The 23780-nt window shown below is 58.5% G+C and carries 15 protein-coding genes, 2 tRNA genes and 4 rRNA genes; 5 read left to right on the top strand and 16 right to left on the bottom strand.

What is annotated here, in order from left to right; genetic code table 11:
* Positions 1–141 precede the first annotated feature (141 nt).
* The 9 genes from BLW22_RS30765 to BLW22_RS30725 form a co-directional block, all read right to left on the bottom strand.
* Positions 142–720: a hypothetical protein gene (locus tag BLW22_RS30765; RefSeq protein WP_065924676.1), complete on the bottom strand. Its 579-nt coding sequence runs from the start codon at positions 718–720 to the stop codon at positions 142–144.
* Positions 721–826: 106 nt separating this feature from the next.
* Entirely contained in the window at positions 827–2272 is a 1446-nt protein-coding gene (locus BLW22_RS30760) for an efflux transporter outer membrane subunit (protein ID WP_074848296.1), read from the bottom strand.
* Complete coding sequence (locus tag BLW22_RS30755; protein WP_065940998.1) at positions 2269–3327, bottom strand: HlyD family secretion protein; 1059 nt, start codon at positions 3325–3327, stop codon at positions 2269–2271. Before BLW22_RS30755 ends, BLW22_RS30760 begins: the two co-directional genes overlap by 4 nt.
* A 15-nt stretch (positions 3328–3342) precedes the next feature.
* Positions 3343–4878 (bottom strand): MFS transporter, encoded by a 1536-nt coding sequence (locus BLW22_RS30750; protein ID WP_065924673.1) that lies wholly within the window; start codon positions 4876–4878, stop codon positions 3343–3345.
* 235 nt (positions 4879–5113) lie between these two features.
* Positions 5114–6034 (bottom strand): LysR family transcriptional regulator, encoded by a 921-nt coding sequence (locus BLW22_RS30745; protein ID WP_027608061.1) that lies wholly within the window; start codon positions 6032–6034, stop codon positions 5114–5116.
* Between the two features lie 59 nt (positions 6035–6093).
* A complete protein-coding gene (locus BLW22_RS30740; RefSeq protein WP_065924672.1) occupies positions 6094–6942 on the bottom strand; it encodes an ABC transporter permease in 849 nt (282 codons plus the stop codon).
* 12 nt (positions 6943–6954) lie between these two features.
* Entirely contained in the window at positions 6955–7806 is an 852-nt protein-coding gene (locus BLW22_RS30735; RefSeq protein WP_065924671.1) for an ABC transporter ATP-binding protein, read from the bottom strand.
* Position 7807: 1 nt separating this feature from the next.
* Entirely contained in the window at positions 7808–8833 is a 1026-nt protein-coding gene (locus BLW22_RS30730; protein ID WP_065924670.1) for an ABC transporter substrate-binding protein, read from the bottom strand.
* Between the two features lie 14 nt (positions 8834–8847).
* Positions 8848–9741, bottom strand: coding sequence for a TauD/TfdA dioxygenase family protein (locus tag BLW22_RS30725; protein WP_065947098.1), 894 nt, complete (start codon positions 9739–9741; stop codon positions 8848–8850).
* A gap of 266 nt (positions 9742–10007) precedes the next feature.
* On the opposite strand from BLW22_RS30725, the gene BLW22_RS30720 reads away from it, so the two are divergent.
* The 5 genes from BLW22_RS30720 (at position 10008) to BLW22_RS30700 (ending at position 16605) form a co-directional block, all read left to right on the top strand.
* Positions 10008–10715, top strand: coding sequence for a GntR family transcriptional regulator (locus BLW22_RS30720; RefSeq protein WP_074848294.1), 708 nt, complete (start codon positions 10008–10010; stop codon positions 10713–10715).
* 338 nt (positions 10716–11053) lie between these two features.
* Positions 11054–11812 (top strand): DUF3050 domain-containing protein, encoded by a 759-nt coding sequence (locus BLW22_RS30715; RefSeq protein ID WP_074848292.1) that lies wholly within the window; start codon positions 11054–11056, stop codon positions 11810–11812.
* Positions 11809–12747 carry a diiron oxygenase gene (locus tag BLW22_RS30710; RefSeq protein WP_074848290.1) on the top strand — a complete coding sequence of 313 codons (939 nt, stop codon included), beginning with the start codon at positions 11809–11811 and terminating at the stop codon, positions 12745–12747. The genes BLW22_RS30715 and BLW22_RS30710 overlap by 4 nt, the downstream gene beginning before the upstream one ends.
* A complete protein-coding gene (locus BLW22_RS30705; protein WP_074848288.1) occupies positions 12744–16121 on the top strand; it encodes an amino acid adenylation domain-containing protein in 3378 nt (1125 codons plus the stop codon). Before BLW22_RS30710 ends, BLW22_RS30705 begins: the two co-directional genes overlap by 4 nt.
* A 19-nt stretch (positions 16122–16140) precedes the next feature.
* Complete coding sequence (locus tag BLW22_RS30700) at positions 16141–16605, top strand: SRPBCC family protein (RefSeq protein WP_065947095.1); 465 nt, start codon at positions 16141–16143, stop codon at positions 16603–16605.
* A gap of 38 nt (positions 16606–16643) precedes the next feature.
* Here the strand turns inward: BLW22_RS30700 and BLW22_RS30695 are convergent, their stop codons facing one another.
* From BLW22_RS30695 to BLW22_RS30665, 7 genes are all read right to left on the bottom strand, one after another.
* The gene (locus tag BLW22_RS30695) at positions 16644–18524 is read right to left on the bottom strand and encodes a methyl-accepting chemotaxis protein (RefSeq protein WP_074848286.1); all 1881 of its coding nucleotides are present in this window, start codon (positions 18522–18524) and stop codon (positions 16644–16646) included.
* A 376-nt stretch (positions 18525–18900) separates the two neighbouring features.
* A 5S ribosomal RNA gene (gene rrf, locus BLW22_RS30690) occupies positions 18901–19016 on the bottom strand.
* Positions 19017–19125: 109 nt separating this feature from the next.
* A 5S ribosomal RNA gene (rrf, locus tag BLW22_RS30685) occupies positions 19126–19241 on the bottom strand.
* Positions 19242–19393: 152 nt separating this feature from the next.
* Positions 19394–22283, bottom strand: a 23S ribosomal RNA gene (locus tag BLW22_RS30680).
* Between the two features lie 249 nt (positions 22284–22532).
* A tRNA-Ala gene (locus BLW22_RS30675) sits at positions 22533–22608 on the bottom strand.
* A gap of 30 nt (positions 22609–22638) precedes the next feature.
* Positions 22639–22715: transfer RNA gene (locus tag BLW22_RS30670), tRNA-Ile, on the bottom strand.
* Positions 22716–22798: 83 nt separating this feature from the next.
* A 16S ribosomal RNA gene (locus tag BLW22_RS30665) occupies positions 22799–23780 on the bottom strand; the annotation flags it as partial.

The following is a 23780-nucleotide window of genomic DNA, read 5'->3' as shown; positions in this document are numbered from 1 at the left end:
CTTTTGGAGCCCCATGAAAAGTCAAGACATCGTCATCCTGTTCAAACTGATCAGCCTGGAACTACAGGAAGGTTGTTCAACGCAAGACGTTGTCATCTTTATGCTTTTGCAGTCTTAAAAAACACTGCGCCCTGAGGACAATCACGACAGCCCTTGCTCGTGAAACGCCCCTATAAAGCCCAAGCTCCACATGCCCAGCCCGATAACGATCCAGATTGCGTTAGCCCAAGTCAGGCGATTGTTCGCCTCGCCATCTGTGTCGCCCTCGATCAGGTTCACCGCGCCTTGCACCTGCACGAACAGCGCTACCTGCACGATCATCAAGCACACGCTCAACTTCATTGCCGTCATGGCGGTGACGAAAAAAACGTAGGTAAAGGGTAACAACCCACACGCAATAAGCCCCAGCGCCATGGCTCGCGGCCACCAGCGGTACGGCGTACCGTCAAGCGCCAGTTTCTGCCTGATTTTCATCACCAGCGAATACAGAAAAAACACCGAGAAGAACGCTCGCACCAGCGGCAACACCTTTGCGCCAGTAGCCCGCCGATAGCAGGCCCACTGCTGGTAACACCAGTAGAAGAGATAAAAACCTTGGGACAGCAACACCATCAGGACCAGCTTGCGCGGCGCGACCACGAAGAATGTAGGTTGGATGGCGGAGACTGGAGTGCGCAGATCAGCTTGTGGAGGCGCGTAGGGGTTTTCGATGACAGACATCGGAAAGACTCACAGGTAATAATCGGACTGAAAGCTTAACGATCAAGGTTCACCAAGGTTTAAGGCAGCAAAAATCAAGAACGGTCCTACATCGGATACTCCAATTTCAATGCTGAGCCATTGCCACTGGGTAGACCGACTCCCACCCGCCCCCCAACGCCTTGTACAACCCCACCATCGCCAACGACACCCCGGTAGAACTCTCGACCCACTGCTCCTGCGTGGCCAGCAGCGCGCTTTGCACGGTGAGCACGTTGACGAAATCCACCACGCCTTCAACGTATTGGTGCTGTGCGGTGGTCAGGGCGATCTGGTTCTGGCGCACGGCTTCGGCGAGGCTGTCGCGGCGCAGCTGGCTGGCGTTGTAGCGGGTCAGTTGGTCGTCGATTTCATGCCAGGCACGCAGCACCGTTTGCTGGTAGGCCAGGGCCGCTTCCTGTTGCTGGGCTTCGCGCAGGTCCAGCATGCCTTGCAGGCGGCCGCCGCTGAACAGCGGCAGGCTCACTTGCGGGCCGAAGGCAAACGCACGAGAGCCCCAGGAGCCGAAATCCGACAGTTGCATGGCCTGGGAACCGAGGCTGCCGGACAAGGTAATGCGCGGGTAAAAATCGCCCTTGGCCACGCCGATGCTGGCGGTGGCGGCGTGCAGGCGCGCCTCGGCCTGGCGGATATCCGGACGGCGTTCGGCGAGCTCCGACGGCAGGCCGATGGCGACCTGGCGTTGGGCCTGCGGTACGGCGGCGTCCTTGGACAATTGCGCGTGCAGAGCCTGGGGTGGCTCGCCCATCAACAGGCTGAGGGCGTTGATCAACTGGTCCTGGCGTTGCTGCAAATCCGGCAGCCGCGCTTCGATGGCGGCGACCTGGGCGGCGGCTTCGGCGACATCGAGGTCGGTGGCCACGCCGTCTGCCAGGCGCAGTTGCGAGAGCTTGAGGCTGTGGCGGGCGACGTCGAGGTTTTGCTCGGTCACCGCGCGGGTGTTCTGTACGCCACGCAGCTGGATGTAGTCCTGGGCGGTCTCGGCCAGTACCGACAACAGCACGGCGCGGCGGTCGTTTTCCGCCACTTGCAGGGTGGCGTCGGCGGCTTCGGTTTCGCGTTTGACCCGCCCCCAGAAGTCCAGCTCCCAGGACGCCGAGAAGCCCGCGTCCCACTGGTTGAACGCGGAACGGCCGTTTTCGCCGGAGGGGTCGCTCAAGCCTTTGCCGCTGTTGCGTTTGCGCTGGTAGGCGCCCGTGGCGTCGACAGTGGGATAACGCTCGGCGGTGGTCACCTGGCGGACCGCACGGCTTTGTTGCAGGCGGCTGCTGGCCAGCTTCAGGTCGAGGTTATCGGTCAGCGCGCGGCGCGTGAGGGCCGACAGTTGCTCGTCGTGGAACACGTCCCACCAGCGCTCTTGCAGCGGATCACTCACTGCTCGGCTGGCGGCTTGTCGCCCTTGAGGTTCGCTCCACCGCGTGGCTTGCAGCGTGTGCGGGCGCTGAAAATCCGGCCCGACAGTGCAGGCACTCAGGCTGATAACACTCAGGGTTAACCAGGCAAGGTGTCTCATTGCTGGGCCACCTCACGCTGCGGCGCGACCGGCTGGGTGTCGACGCTGGCTTCGACCGACATGCCGACCCGCAGGCGCTCGGTCAGCGGTTGGTTGGGTTCGAGGACGATTTTCACCGGGATACGCTGCACCACCTTGGTGAAGTTGCCGGTCGCGTTGTCCGGCTTGACCGATGCGAAGGTCACACCCGTCGCCGGCGCGAGGCTCTCCAGGTGGCCGTTGAGCAACTCCCCGTCGAGGCTGTCGACCCGCACCTGCACGGCCTGGCCCGCGTGCATATGGGACAGCTGGGTTTCCTGGAAGTTGGCGACCACGTAGGCCTCGGCCAACGGCACCACCGCGAGGATCTTGCTGCCAGGGGTCACATAGGCACCGACCCGCACCGCACGCTCACCAACCATGCCATCCACCGGCGCGACGATGCGCGTGTAGGACAGCTGATAGCTGGCCATTTCCAACGCGGCCTGGGCACGCTTGAGTCCACCTTCGGCTGCATCGCGCTGGGCCGTGAGGATTTCCACCTGCTTGCGCTCGGCCGCCAGCACCGCGGTGGCGTTGGCCAGGCGCGCGTTGGCCTGGTCGATGCGGGTCTTGGCTTGCTGGGCGTTCTGCACGGTACCCGCGCCCACGCCGGCGAGGTGGTTGTAGCGGTTCAGTTCATGTTCGGCGAAGGCCACTTCGGCGCGGTCTGCCGCCACGGTGGCCTGGGCCTGGGCGATCACCGAGGTTTGGCGCTCCAGGGTCGCGGTGGCGTTTTTCAGCTGGGCCTGGGCGACCAGGGTGTCGGCGTCGGCGGCCTGGGCGGCGGCGCGAAAATCGCGGTCGTCGATCAGCGCCAACAGTTGGCCGGCCTTGACGCGCTGGTTGTCTTCCACCAGCACTTCCTTGATAAAGCCCGCCACACGTGGCGCCACCAGGGTGAAATCGGCGGCGACGAAGGCGTCGTTGGTGGCCTGGCGCTTGTTGCCCAACAGGCCGGGCGCGACCAGGTACACCAGCACCCCGACAGCAAACACGGCGATAACGGAGACGGCGATTTTGTCTTTGCGTTTCATGAGAAGTCCTTGTGGCTAGGTCGGTGCGCGAGGCGGAAAAATCCGCGTGGGCATCCAGAAAATCAGCAGGATCAACGCCACCGCGACAGCGGCCATGACGTAATAGAGATCCGAAGAAGTCAGCACCACGGCCTGCTCGTGCAGGCGGTGGGCCAGGCCCGGCGCATCGCCGTCGGCCAGCGGCGAGTTACCCAGGCGGTCCACCAGCATGGTCGAGTGAAAGTGCAGGCGCTGGGTGGTCAGCGCATCCAGCACGCCGGTGGCAATCACGGCGGCCAGGCCTTTGACGGTGTTGAACCAGGCCGAGGCGAACGGCCCATCCGCCGGTTGAATGCTGCCGGTGGAGAGCATCAGCAGCGGCAACACCGCCATGGGCTGCCCGAAGATTTGCAGCAGGTACAGGCCGTAGAAATCATCGCGAATCCACGCCGAGGTCAGGTGCGCGCTGCCCACGCAACACAGCACCAACATCCCCAGCCCGATCCCCAGGACCCAGCGGCAATCGACCCAGCGCAGGTTGCACAACGCCGCCACCAGCGGCAGTGCGATCAATTGCGGCAGCGCCATCAGCAGCATCACCGGCGCGGTTTGCAATGGGCGATAACCCTGGACCTGGGCGAGGAAACTCGAGGGGATGATGATCACCGAGGTCAGCACCATCAGCACGCCTGCCAGCACGATCAGGGCAAACGCCAGGTTGCGCAGGCCGAGCATCTGCAACTTGAAGAACGGCATCGGGTGCGACCATTCATTGAACATGAACAGCACCAGCAGCACGCTGCCGCCGCACAGCAGGAAGGTGATCAGGCCCGACTCGAACCAGTCCAGGCGATTGCCCTGCAGAATGCCGATCACCAGCATGCAGATCGCCGGAAAGCCGAGCAACAGGCCGCGCCAATTGAATTGCTTGAAGCGCTCCAGGCGCAGCGGGTCTTGCGGCAAGCCGTAGGCCACGGCGGCCATGGCCAACAGACACGGCCCGACGATCTGCCAGAACGCCCACTGCCAGCCGACATATTCAGTCCACAGCGCCGCCAATGGCGTGCCAAGGCTCGGCCCGAAGGTGGCGGTAAGTGCGTAGCCAGCCAGACCATACAGCTTGACGTTGGCCGGCAGGAAGCGCAGCGCCACGGTCATCAGCATCGGCGGTAAGGCACCGCCGGCCAGGCCTTGGACGGTACGCAGCAGCAGCAGGCTTTGGTAGTTCGGCGCAAACGGGCACAGGATCCCCAGTGCGGTGAACAAGCCAATAGCGCACAGGGTGAAGCGCCGCAGGGAAAACGTCACCGAACACCAGGGCGCAAAGGCCATGGCCGACACGGAGGTGGCCGTGTACGCGGCCACCAGCCAGGTGCCTTCGTCAAAGCCGATGTACAGCGCGCCGCGAATATCCGCGAGGGCCACCTTGGTGACCATCTCGTTGAGGCCGGACACCAGCACCGCGAGCAACACGCCGACCAGGCCGATGATGATGCGCGGGCCAAATACAGGCGGGGTGATGGCGGTGGGTCTGGCTGCGGCCGCAAGGGTGGGGGCAGCGAGGGAAGTCATGAACAGGCAGCTCGGGATTAGAAATACCCGAGCAGTTTAATCAGGCACATGCATGACAAAAAGTTACTTATTGGCAGCTTATAACTGCACCACACACAATCCTGAAACCGACACAAATCTACATGTGGGAGGGGGTTTACCCCCGATTGCTGTGCGCCAGACACAGATTTTCTATCTGATCCAACGCAATCGGGGTGTAGCCCCCTCCCACATTTGCACTGTGTACGCTTGATGTTTAGGTGGGTTGAGCTTCCAGCCAGGTGGCGTGGCAGCTCTCACGCATCGTTTCGCGCAGCCACTTATGAGCCGGGTCTTTGTCGAAGCGCGGGTGCCAGGATTGGGCCAATACCAACGTCGGCAGCGAGATCGGCAACGCAAACGCGCGCAGTGGCAGCTTCAAGCGGTTGGCGCTCAACAGGGCTTCCTTGGGCACCGGCAGAATCAGGTCGGAATCGGGCAACATGAACATCGCACCGTGAAACCCCGGGGCGATCATCGCCACCCGCCGCTCCAGGCCCTGGGCATTCAACGCGGTGTCGATCGGCCCACGGGCGATGCCACGCCGCGAGATACTGATATGGGAATAGCTGGCGAAGCGCGCGGCGGTGATCTCGTCGTCAAACAACGGATGGTCCTCCCGCGCGAGGCCCACGAAGGTGGTGGAAAACAGGTTCTGCACCTTCACTTCCGGAGTGACCGGCATGGTGTTGCTCACGCGCAGGTCCAGCCGCCCTTCGCGCAGGGCTTCATCATCGGTGTCGCCTTCAGGCACGAAACACAGCTCGCACAGTGGCGCCATGCGCTCCATGGTGTCGAACAGCCGACCGCCATACACGCCGATGAAAAAGTCATTGGCGCGCACACTGAAGCGACGGCGCAAGGTGCTTAAATCAACCTGATCCGCCGAGCGAAACAGCAACGCCGCCTGCTCCACCACGTTGCGCACCTGGCCTTGCAACTGCAAGGCCTTGGGCGTCGGCACCAGGCCGCGACCGGCGCGCACCAGGATCGGATCGCCCACCGCTTCGCGAATACGTGTGAGGGTACGGCTCATGGCCGCCGGACTGAGGTTCATCCGCCGCGCGGCGCCCACCACGCTGCCCTCGTCGAGCAAGGCGTCGAGGGCGACCAACAGGTTCATGTCGGGTAGTTGCATGCCAAGCACTCGTGGTCAGTCGGGAGTGAGCTGGCCGCAATCGTAGCAGGCTGGGGGTATCAGCGCTGCATGCCCCACCGTTTCACGGTGAGGCGCTCGAAGGTGTCGAACACCAGGTTTTCCACCAGCAGGCCGATCAGGATCACCACCGCCAGGCCGGCGAATACCTTGTCGGTGTACAGCTCGTTGCGGTTCTGGAAGATGTACCAGCCCAGGCCGCCCTTGCCGCTGGTCGCACCGAATACCAGCTCGGCGGCGATCAGGGTGCGCCAGGCGAAGGCCCAACCGATTTTCAGCCCGGCGAGGATCGACGGCAGTGCGGCCGGGATCAGGATGAACAACACGAAACGCATGCCCTTGAGGCCATAGTTGCGACCGGCCATGCGCAGGGTTTCGGACACACCGAGAAACCCGGAATAGGTGTTGAGCGCCAGCGCCCACAACACCGAATGCACCAGCACGAAAATCAGGCTGTTCTGGCCCAGGCCGAACCACAGCAGCGCCAGCGGCAATAACGCAATGGCCGGCAGTGGGTTGAACATCGAGGTCAGGGTGCTCAGCAGGTCACGGCCCAGTTGCGTCGACACCGCCAGGGTGGTCAGGGCAAACGCCAGCACGATGCCGATGAGGTAGCCCTTGATCAGCACCACCAGCGAGATGCTCACCTTGCCCAGCAGTTCGCCACTGAGCAGGCCGTCATAGAGCGCGTGAAAGGTCTGCAGGAAACTCGGCAGCAGCAGGTCGTTGTTCTGGTAGCGCGCGACGGCTTCCCAAAGGATCGCGAGCACGATCAGGATCAGGCCCTTGCGCAGCCAGCCTTGCTGCCACAGGCGTTGGCGCAGGGGCAGTTCGCGTTCAATGGGGACACTGAGCAGCGGCTCAAGGTTGATTTCGTATTCCTGGCGCATTGGGTTGTCCCCTTAGTAAGCGATGCGGATGTCGGCGAAACCCAACTCACGTTCGGCCTCGGGCGCTTCATCGAACAACAGGCGATGAATCCGCCGCGCCGACGCCTGGAACTCCACGCCACCGAGGCTGTGCAAGTCGTATTGATGGCTGTGGATTTCCGCGCGCACGCGCCCCGGATGCGGCGACAGCAGCAGGATGCGATTGCCCACCACCAGCGCTTCTTCGATGGAGTGGGTGACGAACAGCAGGGTGAAGCGCACTTCTTCCCAGAGCAGCAGCAATTCTTCCTGCATCTTGCGTCGGGTCAGGGCGTCGAGGGCGGCGAAGGGTTCGTCCATCAGCAGGATCTTCGGCTGCATGGCCAGGGCGCGGGCGATGGCCACGCGGGCTTTCATACCGCCGGAAAGGGTGTGCGGGTAAGCGTCGGCAAAGGCGCAGAGGCCGACTTTGTCGAGGTAGTGCAGCGCCCGTTCTTCGGCTTCGCGACGCGGCAAAGTTTTCGACGCCAGCAGCGGAAACATCACGTTCTGTTTGACGGTTTTCCATGGCGGCAGTTGGTCAAATTCCTGGAACACCACAATGCGGTCCGGGCCTGGTTGTTCGACCTTTTGCCCCAGCAGGCGGATCTCGCCTTCGCAGGGCTTGATAAACCCGGCAATGGACTTGAGCAGTGTGGATTTGCCGCAACCCGATGGGCCGAGCAACACGTAGCGATCCGCCGGGTCGATCTCGAAGCTGACTTGGTGAGTGGCGCGCACCACGCGCTCGGGGGTGCGGTATTCCAGGCTGACGTTATCCACCGCCAGCAATGGTGCGGCGGTGTGCAGGTTGCTGGCCGTGTGGCCTTGCAAGGGCGCGTTCATCTCAACTTCCTTGCAGGGGCTTGGCGTCCTGGAAGAAGTAGTCCTTCCAAGATTCAGGCTTGTTTTTGATGGCGCCGACGCGGTAGAGGAATTCCGCCAGCGGGTAGGTGTTTTTTGGCGTGACGCTGAATTCGAACTGCGGGTTGTCGATGATTTTCAGCAACTCGGCGCGGTCGATCTTGGCCTTGGTGACGCGAATGTAAGTGTCGGCCGCAGCGCCTTTATCGTTCTGGGCGAATTGCGCGGCTTCGGTCAGCGCCTCGACAAATGCCTTGTAGGTCTTCGGGTTGTCGTTACGGAATTTCTCGGTGGCGAACAGCACCGTTGGCGAGTTCGGCCCCAGCAGGTCGTAGGTGTTCAGCACCACATGCACGTTAGGGTTGGCCAGGGCCTGGTCCTGGAACGGCGGGTTGGAGAAGTGCCCGGTCAGTTCGGTGCCGCCGGCGATCAGGGCAGCGGTGGCATCCGGGTGCGGGACGGCGACGGTGTACTTGTCGAGGCGATTGAATTCCTTGTCGCCCCATTGCTTGGCGGCGGCGTATTGCAGGAAGCGCGACTGCACCGACACGCCCACCGCCGGCACGGCGATACGGTCCTTGTCGGTGAAGTCGGCAATGGTCTTGACCTTGGGATTGTTACTGACCAGGTAGTAGGGGAAGTTGCCCAGGGAGGCCACGGCCTTGACGTTCTGCTTGCCATGGGTGCGGTCCCAGATGGTCAGCAGCGGGCCGACGCCGGCACCGGCGATATCGATCGAGCCGGAGAGCAGTGCGTCGTTGACCGCTGCGCCGCCGGACAGCTGGGTCCAGTCGACCTTGATGTCGAGACCTTCCTGCTTGCCGTATTTTTCGATCAGGTTCTGGTCGCGCACTACGTTAAGCAGCAGGTAGACGATACCGAACTGTTCGGCGATGCGGATCTCGCCTTCGGCCTGCGCAGCCGTCGGCGCCACCAGGCTGCCGGCCAACAGGCTGACACCGAGGCCGACGGTCGCGGCCAGCCGTGCAAATGGGGTTTTCCTGGACATGGTCATGCTCCGAATCAGAAAGGCGCGTCGCCCTGGATGGTGGTGCGAAACAGTTTGCGGCGCAGATGGCTCGGGCAACCGGCGGCCAGGTGGATCAGCGAGCGGTTGTCCCAGAACACCAAGTCGTGGGGCTGCCATTGGTGTCGGTAGATGTTGTGCGGCAGCACACTGTGGGCGTAGAGCTGGGCCAGCAGGTCGCGGCTTTCGTCTTCCGGCAGGCCGACGATGCGGGTGGTGAAGCCTTCACTGACGAACAGCGCCTTGCGGCCGTTTTCCGGGTGGGTGCGCACGATGGGGTGAACCACTTCCGCGACTTGGGCAAGCTGCTCGGGCGTCAACGTCGGGCGCCAGTTGCCTTCGAATTTGGTTTCGCTGTAGCGCGCGGTATAAGAGTGCGCGGCACTGCGGCCTTCAACAGCTTTGCGCAGGTGCTCGGGCAGTTGGTCCCAGGCTTTGTGCATGTCGGCAAACAGGGTATCTCCGCCTTCCGACGGCAGCTCCTGGGCGTGAAGCATCGAGCCCAGGCTCGGCAGCTCTTTATAGGACAGGTCCGAGTGCCAGAATTTGCCTGCGTCACCCAGGCCTATGGATTGGCCGTTTTCGATGATGTTGGAGACGATCAGGATTTCCGGGTGGTTGGCCAGCAGGAACTGCTTGAGCACGTGGATCTGCAGGACGCCAAAGCGGCGGCTGAAAGCGATCTGTTGTTCGGGCGTGATGCGTTGATCGCGGAACACCACCACGTGGTGATCCAGGTGCGCGCGATGAATGCGGGCGAAATCCTGGTCGTTGACTGGCCGGGACAAATCCAGGCCGACAATCTCGGCACCGACGCTGCCGGGCAGTGGTCGAATCTCGAACGTTTGGGCGGCAAGGGTCGCTGTTGGAACAGTAGAGGTGGCGGACATGAGTTCACTCCCGGTCAGACAGGAGAGTGACTTTATAGATATAAGAACGGCAATTTAAATACCGTTAAAGAATATCTATATGCGGTAATGTCGCAACACGTCAGTGGCGTGTCAGACTCGGCAAAACCCGCGCGTGGGCCGCCGGAGCCGCGCGTTGAAACGCTTACAAGCCGAAACCGTGCCCGTTTGACAAGCCCTATGGGCAGCCTCTAGTGTGCATTGGATCCAATTAGCACCCCTATTTTAATAAGGAGGATAGCGTAACCGTGACGCAGAAGCCGAATCCGTTGAACAGCATCAAGATCACCGGCCCTATTCCCGCCCATCTTGCTCGCTCCGTGATTGAAGAAACCTTGCGCAATGCCATACTTGATGGCAGCTTGCCCTGCGGTACCGCCATGCGCCAGCAGGAGCTGGCCAGCCTGTTCGGGGTCAGCCGCATGCCGGTGCGTGAAGCCTTGCGTCAGTTGGAGGCCCAGTCACTGCTGCATGTAGTCACCCACAAGGGCGCCGTGGTTGCACCGTTGATCGAAGACAATTCGGCTGAGACCTATGAGCTGCGAATGTTGCTGGAGTCTGAAGCCCTGCGTTTGTCGATTCCCTTGCTGACCGAAGCCGATATCGCCGAGGCAGACACGCTCATCTTTGCCCTGGAACAGGAAAAAGATTACACCGAGATTGGCCGTCTCAATCGCCTGTTCCACATGACCCTGTATGGCAAGGCCCCCAACCAGCGGCTGCTCAAGCTGGTGGAGCACGGACTGAATGAGGAGGAGCGCTTCCTGCGTTTCAACCTCGAGGCGATGGGGCTGGGCGAGACTTCCCAGGAAGACCACCGTGAACTGCTGAACCTGGTGGCACAAAAGAAGGTCGAGGAAAGCATCCTGACGCTGCGTAATCACTTGATGCGCGGGATGGAAGTGATCACAACCTATCTCAATGACCTGGACGCCGCCGCAAAGAAGACGCTCTAACAAGGCGTCAGGTCGCTCGGCTTGCCCGTCGAGCACTGCGGGGTGCCCTACCTGGCCAAGTAGCGCCCCGCGCAGAAGAAACTTCTCACTCTTATAAAGTAAGTTACCGACAGCTTATATTATTTAGAAAAACATCTAATGCATTCATATACTCGCCAACTTGTTTAACCCGCTTATTATCTTTCATCACTAAACCAGCCACTTAATTCGACCGTGCAGTCCCACTTGCGTGAGCGCGCGTGCGCGCAAAGCCTGGTTTACATCTTTCTTATCTTTTTGCGGCATACAAAAGCCCAACGTTGTTTTAGCGGCGACGCAATAATTTATAGGCATCAACTATGTACCCACCTTTACTGGAACAAAGAAAACGGCTGTTGTGCAGCCATCCGTTATTTCTGGAAATAACTTCGCTGGAAAAGTTACGACTATTCATGGAAAACCATGTATTCGCTGTCTGGGACTTCATGACGCTCACCAAACGCCTGCAGCAGGACCTGACCTGCACTCGCCTACCCTGGCTGCCACCGGCCGACCCGCAAGCAGCACGCTTGATCAATGAGATTGTGCTGGGCGAAGAATCAGACTCACACCCCAGGCAAGGCCATTGCAGCCACTTCGAGTGGTACCTGGAAGCCATGGTCGAAGTCGGCGCCAGCACCTCGGCGATACACCGTTTCATTGCACTGCAGCACCAGGGCGTGGAAGCAAGCACGGCCCTGCGCATGGCCGATGTTCCTGCTGGGGCCGCGCGCTTCGTCAGCGCCACGCTGTACATTGCGCTGCAAGCCCCTACCCATTGCGTAGCAGCTGCATTCCTTCATGGGCGTGAGCGTGTCATCCCAAGTATGTTCGAACACCTCCTGCAGCCCGATACGCTCATCCATCGCCAGGCACCAGCCTTGTGTGGCTACTTCAGGCGACACATCGAGTTGGACACTGAGCATCACGGGCCAGCAGCTGAAGAACTGCTCGAACGCCTGGTGGGTGCAGACCCGGCTTATCCGCAACAGGCCCAGGACGCAGCCCTTGCCGCCGTAGAAAGCCGTATCACGTTCTGGGACGAGGTGCGCGCCGCGCTGCACGAGGTACACCCATGAATACCGCCGGATACACCACCATCGCCGACGACTGGGAACGCCGCGCCACCATCCGAACCCGCCCTCGTCGCCTGTTGGAGGACGACGACAAGCTGATCTACCCACTGTGCCGTCAGCCCTTGGTACTCAACGCGACCTTCATGGAACATTGCTCGCAATGGCGCGACTTCGTGCTGGTGCAAAGCTTCTATAAGTTCATCCACGATGTGGTGATTTTCGAAACCGAAATCGTCGACAAGACCGCGCGCAGCATTGCCAAGAATCGCTTCTCGCTGCCCTTCCCGCTTGCCTGTCGCGTTGATGCGATGACGGTTGTGGTGGACGAGGACTACCACGCCTTGGTGGCCCTGGATTTCATGCAACAGACTGTCACAATGACGGGCATACAACCGATTGACCTGCCTGGGCATATCGAACTGAGTCGCGCGCTGCCGGCGGCGCAGGCGCAGGCTCCGGAACACCTGAGCGACGCTGTGGAGCTGATTGGCGTAGCCATCGCCGAAAACACCGTGACCCACGATGTCGCATCGTTTTCCAAGGACCGCAGTGTCAAGGCCTCCATACGAGGCTTGATGGACGACCACCTGTTTGACGAAGGTCGCCACGCGCAGTTCTGGACGCGGCTGGTGCGCATCTACTGGCAAGCCGCGAGCCCGGATGACCGTGACAGCATCGCTCACGTACTGCCGACATTCCTGACGCATTACCTGACCAACGACCTGCAGAAAAACTTCGACCTGCGCCTGATCGAACACCTGGACATCAGCGAGCGCCTGCGCGGTGTGCTGCGCGATGAAATATCAGCGCTGGCGTTCCCCATCACCCGCCAGCACCCGTTGATGGGCAATATCATGGGCTTCCTGCAAAACAGCGGCTTGCTGCAAACGCCGAGTGTGGGGCAGGTGCTGAGCGACTACCTGTCGGTGTCGCCATGAGGTGCCTGACCATCGGCTGGTGCGGCACAAGCAAGGCACTGGGCGAAATCAGGCCAATGCTGGAACAGTACGGCCATGTTTCAGGGGATGAGGCCACCGACCTGTGGATTGAAGACGGCAGCCTGCCGTTGCCGGATGACGTGGGCGAAACCACCTGTATAAGTCTGCGCCTGGGGATTGGCCCGTTGAGCGACGGTGGGTTGTCTGCGCTGCAAGTGCGCGCCTATGACCATGGCCGACGCTTGTTCGCCGTGCTGGACATCGCCGAGGAGCCCAGTGGCAACGGCCAGCGATTGCGTCGGCAGGCAACAACCGCGCTGGTGGATTGGGTCGCACTGCTAGTCAGTGGCTTCTCACGTGACCCCGAGTCTCTCTCTACACGCGCGATTGCCACTGACTGGCCCGAGCACGGCCTGCACGGGCTTGAGCCGTTGGCATTTATGCATCGATTCAATCGTACGGCAAACCCTGCCCTGATCCAGGAAGCCCAGGTACCGGTGATCGAACGGGTGCAGGCCAGCCTTGTCCTGTTCGCCGTCCGGCCGGCGCTGAACATTGCGGGGCACACCGTGACCTACCGCCAACTGCACCTACAGGCCATGGCGATTCAGCTGCGATTGCGCCCGCTGCTGGAGGCGCTTGAGGCGCCACCGGTGATCGGTGTATGCCTGGAAAAATCCGTGGAATTGTATGCCAGCATTCTTGCCGTACTGGGCAGTGGCGCGGTGTACCTGCCACTGGGACCTGATCAACCCACACAACGCCATCGGGCCATGCTCGAAAACGCTGGGGCCCACGTATTGCTGGATGCCGGCCAACATCCATTACGGGAGTGTTTCATTTCACTGGATGTCAGCACAGTCGAGGCGCACAACGCCAACTCCTCATCCTCGCTGATGCACGATCGCCCCTGCTCGGATATGCCGTGCATGGTGCTCTATACATCGGGCAGTACGGGCCAGCCCAAGGGTGTGCTGCTCAGCCAAGGTAACCTGGCGCATTTCACCGCTTGGTTCGGGTCCTGCATGACACTGGATGAACGGAGCCGCGTCCTGCAGTTTTCGCCCTTGGGTTTCGACTCGTCATTGATCGAAATCTTCCCCGCCCTGATTGCCGGCGCCGAGTTGATCGTACCCAGTGAGGAGCAGCGACGCGACCCTGGGCAACTGGTGGAATTGCTCCGCCGACAACGCGTCACTCATGCCTTCCTGCCGCCTGCGCTGCTCAACATCCTGCCGCCGGATCCCCCCCTCGGCCTAACGCATCTGCTCACCGGTGGCGATGCCTGCGAACCCCATGTAATCGAGCGGCTGGCAGGACGGTGTCAGTTGCACAACCTCTATGGTCCCACCGAAACCACGGTACTGATTACGCACCGGACGTTCGCCCCCGATGACAATAATCGTAATGTCGGCTACCCCATCGCCAATAGCCAGGTGCTGATCCTCGATGACGATCTGCAACCAGTGGATGAACAGGTGATGGGCGAGTTGTACATCGTCGGGCCCGGAGTGAGCCTGGGGTATGTGAATGCGCCGCGGCAGGCTGACAGCCCGTTCGTCGAACTGCTGGTGCCGGGCGGCCAAAGGCTGCGGGCCTACCGCAGCGGCGACTTCGCGCAGTGGACCGCCGCAGGGATTGTGCTGGGTGGGCGTCGCGACGATCAGGTAAAGATCCGCGGCTTTCGGGTCGACCCCCGGGAGATTGAACAATGCCTGCGCAGCAACAGGCTGTATCGCGAGCTGGCCGTGGTGATCGACCATGAAAGCAGGATCTGCGCCTTTGTCGCCCAGCCCGAACTCAACGCTTCGCTGGTGGCCTTGCAGCAGCATGCGCGCCAGTGGCTACCGGACTACATGCAACCTGGTTTCTGGGTGGAACTGCCAGCCATGCCGCACAGCGACAACGGCAAAGTCGACCGCAAGGGGCTGCTGTCGCGCCCCTTCCTCCCCATTTTGCAGGCCACTCCCGGCGCCGCGCATACGCCGCTTCAAGCGCGATTGAGCGACCTTTGGGGTGAGCTGCTGGGCTTGCCCACCCGCCAGTTGCCCATCGATGAAAGCTTCTTTGCACTGGGCGGCCATTCGATTTTGCTGTCGACGCTGTTGTTGCGCGTTCGCGAGCAATTTGGCCGTAGTTTCGCGTTGAGCCATTTCATTGAAGTACCGACTATTCGTACGCTCGCAACGCTGATGGAGGATGGTGAACTGCCAGACGCATCCTCTGCCCAAGCGGCCATGGACGCTCAACGGGAGTGGGAAATCAATCCGTTGCAAGGGGACCGCGCAGGCAATCCGCACAAGGTGATCGTGACGGGGGCCAACAGTTTCGTCGGCGTCCATATTGTCGAGGCGTTGTTGAACGCCGGTGCCACCGAGGTGGCGTGCCTGGTGCGTGACTTGCCGGGGAGTCCTGCGATGGCTCGTTTTACCCAGGCGTTGCGTGACTACCAACTGGAACATCTGGACTTGAGCCGCGTACGAGTATTCGCCGCCGATGTCAGCCTGCCGCGATTGGGTTTGGCCTGTGACGCGTATGACGCACTCGCCGCAGACTTTGGCGCGCTGGTGCACAACGCAGCACGGGTCAACCACGTGCTGGACTACGCCTCACTGGCCAGGGACAACGTCGACCCCATATTCGAATGCCTGCGCCTGTGCGAAACCCGCTGCAAGAAAGTCTTCAACTTTGTCTCGACGTTGTCGGCCGCCAGCAGCATCGGCACGACGGGGCATGTGCTCGAAGCTCCGGCGGCAGCCACCCTGCCGCTGTACATCCGAAATGGCTACAACCTGTCCAAGTGGGTCGCCGAGCGGGTCCTGGGACGTGCAGTGGAGCAAGGAGCCTGGGTGAACATCCATCGCCCTGGAAATATCAGCTTCAACAGCCATAACGGTATCTGCCAGCCACAAAAGAATCGCCTGATGTTGATGCTCAAGGGGTCGCTGCAGTTGGGCTTGCTGCCGAGGTTGGACCTGAATTTCGACCTGATGCCCGTGGACTTTCTGGCTCGCTTCATTGCGTTCCACTGCAATCGCTTTCAAGCCGATAGAAGCGTATTCAACCTGCATAACCCGCAACCACTGAGCTGGGAGCACTACCTGGATGCATTCAACCGGGCGGGCCACCGGTTCGAGCGGGTCAGTACTGCGCATTGGCAGCAGGCGCTGCGAACGGTAAGCCAGGACAATGCGATGTTTGGTGTACTCGGGTTTTACCTTGATCGACTGGATGAAGACATCGGTGACACCTCGATGATCCTCCATGACAACGCGCAACGCGGCGTTCAGCAGATGGGCGAGCAATACCCCGAAAAAGACCCGGCACTGCTGAGTAAAGGCTGCAACTACCTCAAGGCCATCGGCTTTCTTTGAACCGCTTCAGGACAACTTCATGAAACCGCTGCAACCCGATACGTTAATTCATAACCCTAGCGGCCAGCCGATAGTGTCCTCTGTGGTGATCGACTGCCATGCCAACCGTCTATGGAACATAGTGGGGCAGTTTGCAGGCTTCGATGCGTTCATCCCTTCCTTGACGCATATCGAAATGACCGGCACCGGAGTGGGCGCTTTACGCACGAAATTTTTCCGCGATGGCAACCGCGTCGTAGAACAACTCAATAGCCGGGATGAGCAAGCGATGCACATGACCTGGACCACGATCTACAACACCCTGGGCGTGGCCAGGTTGTGGGCAGCAATCAAAGTGGAAGCGCTTGGAACACACTGCTCCAAGGTAACCTGGACTATCATTGCCGACCCCCTGGAGACGGCACAGGAAGGATTTGAGCAGTTTGTGCAAGGCTTCGCAGACAGCGCGCTGGACAATGTTCGCCGCTTGCTGGGTAAGCAGTAGGAGCGAAAGGGCTCGCTCCTACTCGTACACTCAGCGGCTCAGATCTTGAAGCTGTCGACCAGCTGCTTCAACCGATTGGCCTGTTGCGACAACGCATCGCAGTCTTTCAGGGTTTCGTTGAGGTTGGTCACGCCCTGCTGGTTCAGCAGGTTGATCTGGTTGATATCGACGTTGAGGGTTTCCACCACGGCAGTTTGTTCCTCGGTGGCCGCAGCGACGGACTGGTTCATGCCGTCGATCTCGACAATTCGCTGCGTTACGCTGACCAGGCGCTCACCGGCCTGGTTGGCCACCTGGACACTTTCCTCACTGGAGGTCTGGCTGGCATTCATGGTGGTCACTGCTTCACGCGACCCCACTTGCAGCGAAGTGATCATTTTATGAATCTCCTCAGCCGACTCCTGGGTACGGTGAGCCAAGTTACGCACCTCGTCGGCGACCACGGCAAACCCGCGTCCGGCTTCCCCGGCACGTGCTGCTTCAATCGCAGCGTTCAGTGCCAGCAAGTTGGTTTGCTGGGAGATGCCTTTGATCACATCAAGGATGTGGCCGATATTGTCGGTGCTGGCGTTCAGGGTTTCGATCTGAGTGCAGGACAGGCTGATTTTCTGCGACAGCTCCGACATTGCCAGGATGGTTTGCTCGACCACTTTACGCCCATCATCAGCCTGCTCGCTGGCACCGCTGGCGTGCTGTGAAGCATCGGCGGCGTTACGCGCGATTTCCTGGGTGGCAGCCCCCAGTTCGTTGATTGCGGCGGCCACGCTGTTGGTGCGTGCGCTTTGCTCATCAGAACCGATGATCGAGGCGTTGGATGACGCCATCACACGCTGAGACAGGTCATGCACCTGACGTGTTGCAGAAGACACTTCGGAAATCGAGGCGTGGATACGCTCCACGAACCGGTTGAACGCACTGCCCACTTCACCGAACTCGTCTTTACTGGTGACCGTCAAGCGGCGGGTCAGGTCGCCCTCACCTTGGGCAATGTCCTGCATGGCAATACCCATGGTGGTCAGGGGCCGCAGTAACACTTGAATTAGCAGGCTCAAGAGCACGGCAATCGCGACTACGGCGATCAGCATGGCGATCAATGCAGACGTACGGAATTTGCCCAGCGGTGCGTAGGCTTTGTCTTTATCAATCGACAGGCCGATATACCAATCTGCCCCGGGCAAGCCGCTGATAGGTGTGAACGACAGGATGCGATCCTGGCCCTTGAGAACTACGTCCTGATTAACTTTCTCAATACGGACGTTAGTGCCTGGGTAGATGTCCTTGAGGTTTTTCATCACCTGGTCTTCGTCAGGACTTACGATGACTTGGCCGTCGCCGCTGACCAGAAACGCATGGCCGATGCCGCCGAAGTCCACCGAATTGATGATTTTCACCAGGGTTTGCAGGCTCAGGTCTCCGCCGACCACGCCGAGCAACTCGCCGTTCTTTTTCACCGGCATAGCGATAGTTACGATCTGCCCACCCACGGCGGCCATATAGGGCGGCGTGAGCATGGGTTTATCCGCAGCCACGGCTTGCTTGTACCAGGGACGCTGACGAGGGTCGTAGCCGTCAGGCATTTTTGCGTCCGGGCGCTGGGTGAACATACCGTTGGTTTGGCCAACGTAGGTGAACTGGAAGTTCGAGGTGAACGCCGGTTGATCGACCAACCCTGGAAGATCAGCAGCACTACCCTGATGGGCAACGTTTTGCGTCAGACTTTCGAGCACCAGTATTCGACCGCTAAGCCAGTTCTGCACACTACTCGCGGTGAGCTCACCGGACTGCTGGATAGACGACTCCAGATTCTGTTTGATGGTGCTGCGCTGCAGGTAATCGTTGTAAAGCGTGAATAACGCGAAGGCCAGAACCACAACGCCTGACGCGGCCAACAGAATTTTATGACTGAATTTGAGATTCATTTCATCGACTTCTTTTTGCCAAATGGGGGTGAGCGTGCCGAGAGGAACATTCCATGTAACGGTATAGGCGGCGTCTCGGGCCGCTCTATTTCGGTGCACGCATGGCTCATCAGGCTTTCGGCCAAGCTGAAGGAAAGCTTAGGGGATTGTGGGATGAATCGCCCTTTTACGTAGGAAACCGACCAAAGGTTGTCGTACAAGATTTAGAAGTAAAAATTCTTCCCTACTACCTGCGTCGTGCTCTTAAAGCAGGTCAGTGCCATGAACATGATTTTGGAGTTGGGTAGGCGTAGTTGCTGCTCGCTTACAGAGTTCATAAACCTTCTAAACGACAAAACCCCTGTCTGCATGAGCAGACAGGGGTTCTGGAATTTAATCTTGACGATGACCTACTCTCACATGGGGAAACCCCACACTACCATCGGCGATGCATCGTTTCACTGCTGAGTTCGGGATGGGATCAGGTGGTTCCAATGCTCTATGGTCGTCAAGAAATTCTGTGTACCGGAGCGTTGCTTTAGCAACGTGCCGATGAAATTCATGGACTTCTACATAAACGAAACCCCTGTCTGCGTTAGCAAACAGGGGTTTCGGAATTTAATCTTGACGATGACCTACTCTCACATGGGGAAACCCCACACTACCATCGGCGATGCATCGTTTCACTGCTGAGTTCGGGATGGGATCAGGTGGTTCCAATGCTCTATGGTCGTCAAGAAATTCGGGTACTGAGTCGTGGCCAGCTGGCCTCGCTTCAGCAAATTGGGTATGTGAAAGCTGTCGGTGTTTTGTGAAATCTCGAACTTTCGGTTCATTGCGTCTTCACACACCGCAATCTGGCCTTTCGACGCAAATTGCTTGGGTGTTATATGGTCAAGCCTCACGGGCAATTAGTATTGGTTAGCTCAACGCCTCACAGCGCTTACACACCCAACCTATCAACGTCGTAGTCTTCGACGGCCCTTCAGGGGACTCAAGGTCCCAGTGAGATCTCATCTTGAGGCTAGTTTCCCGCTTAGATGCTTTCAGCGGTTATCTATTCCGAACATAGCTACCCGGCAATGCCACTGGCGTGACAACCGGAACACCAGAGGTTCGTCCACTCCGGTCCTCTCGTACTAGGAGCAGCCCCTCTCAAATCTCAAACGTCCACGGCAGATAGGGACCGAACTGTCTCACGACGTTCTAAACCCAGCTCGCGTACCACTTTAAATGGCGAACAGCCATACCCTTGGGACCGGCTTCAGCCCCAGGATGTGATGAGCCGACATCGAGGTGCCAAACACCGCCGTCGATATGAACTCTTGGGCGGTATCAGCCTGTTATCCCCGGAGTACCTTTTATCCGTTGAGCGATGGCCCTTCCATACAGAACCACCGGATCACTAAGACCTACTTTCGTACCTGCTCGACGTGTCTGTCTCGCAGTCAAGCGCGCTTTTGCCTTTATACTCTACGACCGATTTCCGACCGGTCTGAGCGCACCTTCGTACTCCTCCGTTACTCTTTAGGAGGAGACCGCCCCAGTCAAACTACCCACCATACACTGTCCTCGATCCGGATAACGGACCTGAGTTAGAACCTCAAAGTTGCCAGGGTGGTATTTCAAGGTTGGCTCCACGCAGACTGGCGTCCACGCTTCAAAGCCTCCCACCTATCCTACACAAGCAAATTCAAAGTCCAGTGCAAAGCTATAGTAAAGGTTCACGGGGTCTTTCCGTCTAGCCGCGGATACACTGCATCTTCACAGCGATTTCAATTTCACTGAGTCTCGGGTGGAGACAGCGCCGCCATCGTTACGCCATTCGTGCAGGTCGGAACTTACCCGACAAGGAATTTCGCTACCTTAGGACCGTTATAGTTACGGCCGCCGTTTACCGGGGCTTCGATCAAGAGCTTCGCGTTAGCTAACCCCATCAATTAACCTTCCGGCACCGGGCAGGCGTCACACCCTATACGTCCACTTTCGTGTTTGCAGAGTGCTGTGTTTTTAATAAACAGTCGCAGCGGCCTGGTATCTTCGACCGGCATGAGCTTACGGAGCAAGTCCTTCACCCTCACCGGCGCACCTTCTCCCGAAGTTACGGTGCCATTTTGCCTAGTTCCTTCACCCGAGTTCTCTCAAGCGCCTTGGTATTCTCTACCCAACCACCTGTGTCGGTTTGGGGTACGGTTCCTGGTTACCTGAAGCTTAGAAGCTTTTCTTGGAAGCATGGCATCAACCACTTCGTTAACTAAAAGTTAACTCGTCATCAGCTCTCGGCCTTAGAATCCCGGATTTACCTAAGATTCCAGCCTACCACCTTAAACTTGGACAACCAACGCCAAGCTGGCCTAGCCTTCTCCGTCCCTCCATCGCAATAACCAGAAGTACAGGAATATTAACCTGTTTTCCATCGACTACGCTTTTCAGCCTCGCCTTAGGGACCGACTAACCCTGCGTCGATTAACGTTGCGCAGGAAACCTTGGTCTTTCGGCGTGGGTGTTTTTCACACCCATTATCGTTACTCATGTCAGCATTCGCACTTCTGATACCTCCAGCAAGCTTCTCAACTCACCTTCACAGGCTTACAGAACGCTCCTCTACCGCATCACTTACGTGATACCCGTAGCTTCGGTGTATGGTTTGAGCCCCGTTACATCTTCCGCGCAGGCCGACTCGACTAGTGAGCTATTACGCTTTCTTTAAAGGGTGGCTGCTTCTAAGCCAACCTCCTAGCTGTCTAAGCCTTCCCACATCGTTTCCCACTTAACCATAACTTTGGGACCTTAGCTGACGGTCTGGGTTGTTTCCCTTTTCACGACGGACGTTAGCACCCGCCGTGTGTCTCCCATGCTCGGCACTTGTAGGTATTCGGAGTTTGCATCGGTTTGGTAAGTCGGGATGACCCCCTAGCCGAAACAGTGCTCTACCCCCTACAGTGATACATGAGGCGCTACCTAAATAGCTTTCGAGGAGAACCAGCTATCTCCGAGCTTGATTAGCCTTTCACTCCGATCCACAGGTCATCCGCTAACTTTTCAACGGTAGTCGGTTCGGTCCTCCAGTTAGTGTTACCCAACCTTCAACCTGCCCATGGATAGATCGCCCGGTTTCGGGTCTATTCCCAGCGACTAGACGCCCTATTAAGACTCGCTTTCGCTACGCCTCCCCTATTCGGTTAAGCTCGCCACTGAAAATAAGTCGCTGACCCATTATACAAAAGGTACGCAGTCACCCAACAAAGTGGGCTCCCACTGCTTGTACGCATACGGTTTCAGGATCTATTTCACTCCCCTCTCCGGGGTTCTTTTCGCCTTTCCCTCACGGTACTAGTTCACTATCGGTCAGTCAGTAGTATTTAGCCTTGGAGGATGGTCCCCCATATTCAGACAAAGTTTCTCGTGCTCCGTCCTACTCGATTTCATGACTAAGAGATTTTCGCGTACAGGGCTATCACCCACTATGGCCGCACTTTCCAGAGCGTTCCGCTAATCTCAAAGCCACTTAAGGGCTAGTCCCCGTTCGCTCGCCACTACTAAGGGAATCTCGGTTGATTTCTTTTCCTCAGGGTACTTAGATGTTTCAGTTCCCTGGTTCGCCTCTTACGCCTATGTATTCAGCGTAAGATAACCATCTTATGATGGCTGGGTTCCCCCATTCAGACATCTCCGGATCAAAGTCTGTTTGCCGACTCCCCGAAGCTTTTCGCAGGCTACCACGTCTTTCATCGCCTCTGACTGCCAAGGCATCCACCGTATGCGCTTCTTCACTTGACCATATAACCCCAAGCAATCTGGTTATACTGTGAAGACGACATTCGCCGAAAATTCGATCATACTCAATTAAGAGCCACTCACAAATTTTACCTTAGCCTGAGCCGTTACCAGTGAAAGTAACGTTCAGTCTATCTTTCTATCACATACCCAAATTTTTAAAGAACGATCTAATCAAAGACTAGAAATCAACATTCACCATCATACTGATGGAATGCTCATTTCTAAGCTTTCATAACGCAGAAGCAGTAGTGGTGGAGCCAAACGGGATCGAACCGTTGACCTCCTGCGTGCAAGGCAGGCGCTCTCCCAGCTGAGCTATGGCCCCGTATTTCTACAGGCGTTTCCCACACAAAATTGGTGGGTCTGGGCAGATTCGAACTGCCGACCTCACCCTTATCAGGGGTGCGCTCTAACCAACTGAGCTACAGACCCAATTTCGGGCTGCTTCTTTATCGTCTTCTTCAATGAATCAAGCAATTCGTGTGGGAACTTATGGAGCAGCTGATGTCGTCGATTAAGGAGGTGATCCAGCCGCAGGTTCCCCTACGGCTACCTTGTTACGACTTCACCCCAGTCATGAATCACACCGTGGTAACCGTCCTCCCGAAGGTTAGACTAGCTACTTCTGGTGCAACCCACTCCCATGGTGTGACGGGCGGTGTGTACAAGGCCCGGGAACGTATTCACCGCGACATTCTGATTCGCGATTACTAGCGATTCCGACTTCACGCAGTCGAGTTGCAGACTGCGATCCGGACTACGATCGGTTTTCTGGGATTAGCTCCACCTCGCGGCTTGGCAACCCTCTGTACCGACCATTGTAGCACGTGTGTAGCCCAGGCCGTAAGGGCCATGATGACTTGACGTCATCCCCACCTTCCTCCGGTTTGTCACCGGCAGTCTCCTTAGAGTGCCCACCATCACGTGCTGGTAACTAAGGACAAGGGTTGCGCTCGTTACGGGACTTAACCCACATCTCACGACACGAGCTGACGACAGCCATGCAGCACCTGTCTCAATGTTCCCGAAGGCACCAATCCATCTCTGGAAAGTTCATTGGATGTCAAGGCCTGGTAAGGTTCTTCGCGTTGCTTCGAATTAAACCACATGCTCCACCGCTTGTGCGGGCCCCCGTCAATTCATTTGAGTTTTAACCTTGCGGCCGTACTCCCCAGGCGGTCAACTTAATGCGTTAGCTGCGCCACTAAGAGCTCAAGGCTCCCAACGGCTAGTTGACATCGTTTACGGCGTGGACTACCAGGGTATCTAATCCTGTTTGCTCCCCACGCTTTCGCACCTCAGTGTCAGTATCAGTCCAGGTGGTCGCCTTCGCCACTGGTGTTCCTTCCTATATCTACGCATTTCACCGCTACACAGGAAATTCCACCACCCTCTACCATACTCTAGTCAGTCAGTTTTGAATGCAGTTCCCAGGTTGAGCCCGGGGATTTCACATCCAACTTAACAAACCACCTACGCGCGCTTTACGCCCAGTAA

Source organism: Pseudomonas marginalis (genome assembly GCF_900105325.1).
Taxonomy (GTDB): Bacteria; Pseudomonadota; Gammaproteobacteria; order Pseudomonadales; family Pseudomonadaceae; genus Aquipseudomonas; species Aquipseudomonas marginalis.
Note: the sequence above shows the minus strand (reverse complement) of the source record. Positions and strands in the feature narration are given on the sequence as shown.

What these genes read in the sequence shown, in the direction of transcription:
- BLW22_RS30715 (WP_074848292.1), top strand. Translation starts at nt 11,054, where the DNA reads ATGTACCCACCTTTACTGGAACAAAGAAAACGGCTGTTGTGCAGCCAT.
- BLW22_RS30750 (WP_065924673.1), bottom strand. Translation starts at nt 4,878, where the DNA reads ATGACTTCCCTCGCTGCCCCCACCCTTGCGGCCGCAGCCAGACCCACC.
- BLW22_RS30765 (WP_065924676.1), bottom strand. Translation starts at nt 720, where the DNA reads ATGTCTGTCATCGAAAACCCCTACGCGCCTCCACAAGCTGATCTGCGC.
- BLW22_RS30760 (WP_074848296.1), bottom strand. Translation starts at nt 2,272, where the DNA reads ATGAGACACCTTGCCTGGTTAACCCTGAGTGTTATCAGCCTGAGTGCC.
- BLW22_RS30745 (WP_027608061.1), bottom strand. Translation starts at nt 6,034, where the DNA reads ATGCAACTACCCGACATGAACCTGTTGGTCGCCCTCGACGCCTTGCTC.
- BLW22_RS30725 (WP_065947098.1), bottom strand. Translation starts at nt 9,741, where the DNA reads ATGTCCGCCACCTCTACTGTTCCAACAGCGACCCTTGCCGCCCAAACG.
- BLW22_RS30755 (WP_065940998.1), bottom strand. Translation starts at nt 3,327, where the DNA reads ATGAAACGCAAAGACAAAATCGCCGTCTCCGTTATCGCCGTGTTTGCT.
- BLW22_RS30705 (WP_074848288.1), top strand. Translation starts at nt 12,744, where the DNA reads ATGAGGTGCCTGACCATCGGCTGGTGCGGCACAAGCAAGGCACTGGGC.
- BLW22_RS30695 (WP_074848286.1), bottom strand. Translation starts at nt 18,524, where the DNA reads ATGAATCTCAAATTCAGTCATAAAATTCTGTTGGCCGCGTCAGGCGTT.
- BLW22_RS30735 (WP_065924671.1), bottom strand. Translation starts at nt 7,806, where the DNA reads ATGAACGCGCCCTTGCAAGGCCACACGGCCAGCAACCTGCACACCGCC.
- BLW22_RS30730 (WP_065924670.1), bottom strand. Translation starts at nt 8,833, where the DNA reads ATGTCCAGGAAAACCCCATTTGCACGGCTGGCCGCGACCGTCGGCCTC.
- BLW22_RS30700 (WP_065947095.1), top strand. Translation starts at nt 16,141, where the DNA reads ATGAAACCGCTGCAACCCGATACGTTAATTCATAACCCTAGCGGCCAG.
- BLW22_RS30710 (WP_074848290.1), top strand. Translation starts at nt 11,809, where the DNA reads ATGAATACCGCCGGATACACCACCATCGCCGACGACTGGGAACGCCGC.
- BLW22_RS30740 (WP_065924672.1), bottom strand. Translation starts at nt 6,942, where the DNA reads ATGCGCCAGGAATACGAAATCAACCTTGAGCCGCTGCTCAGTGTCCCC.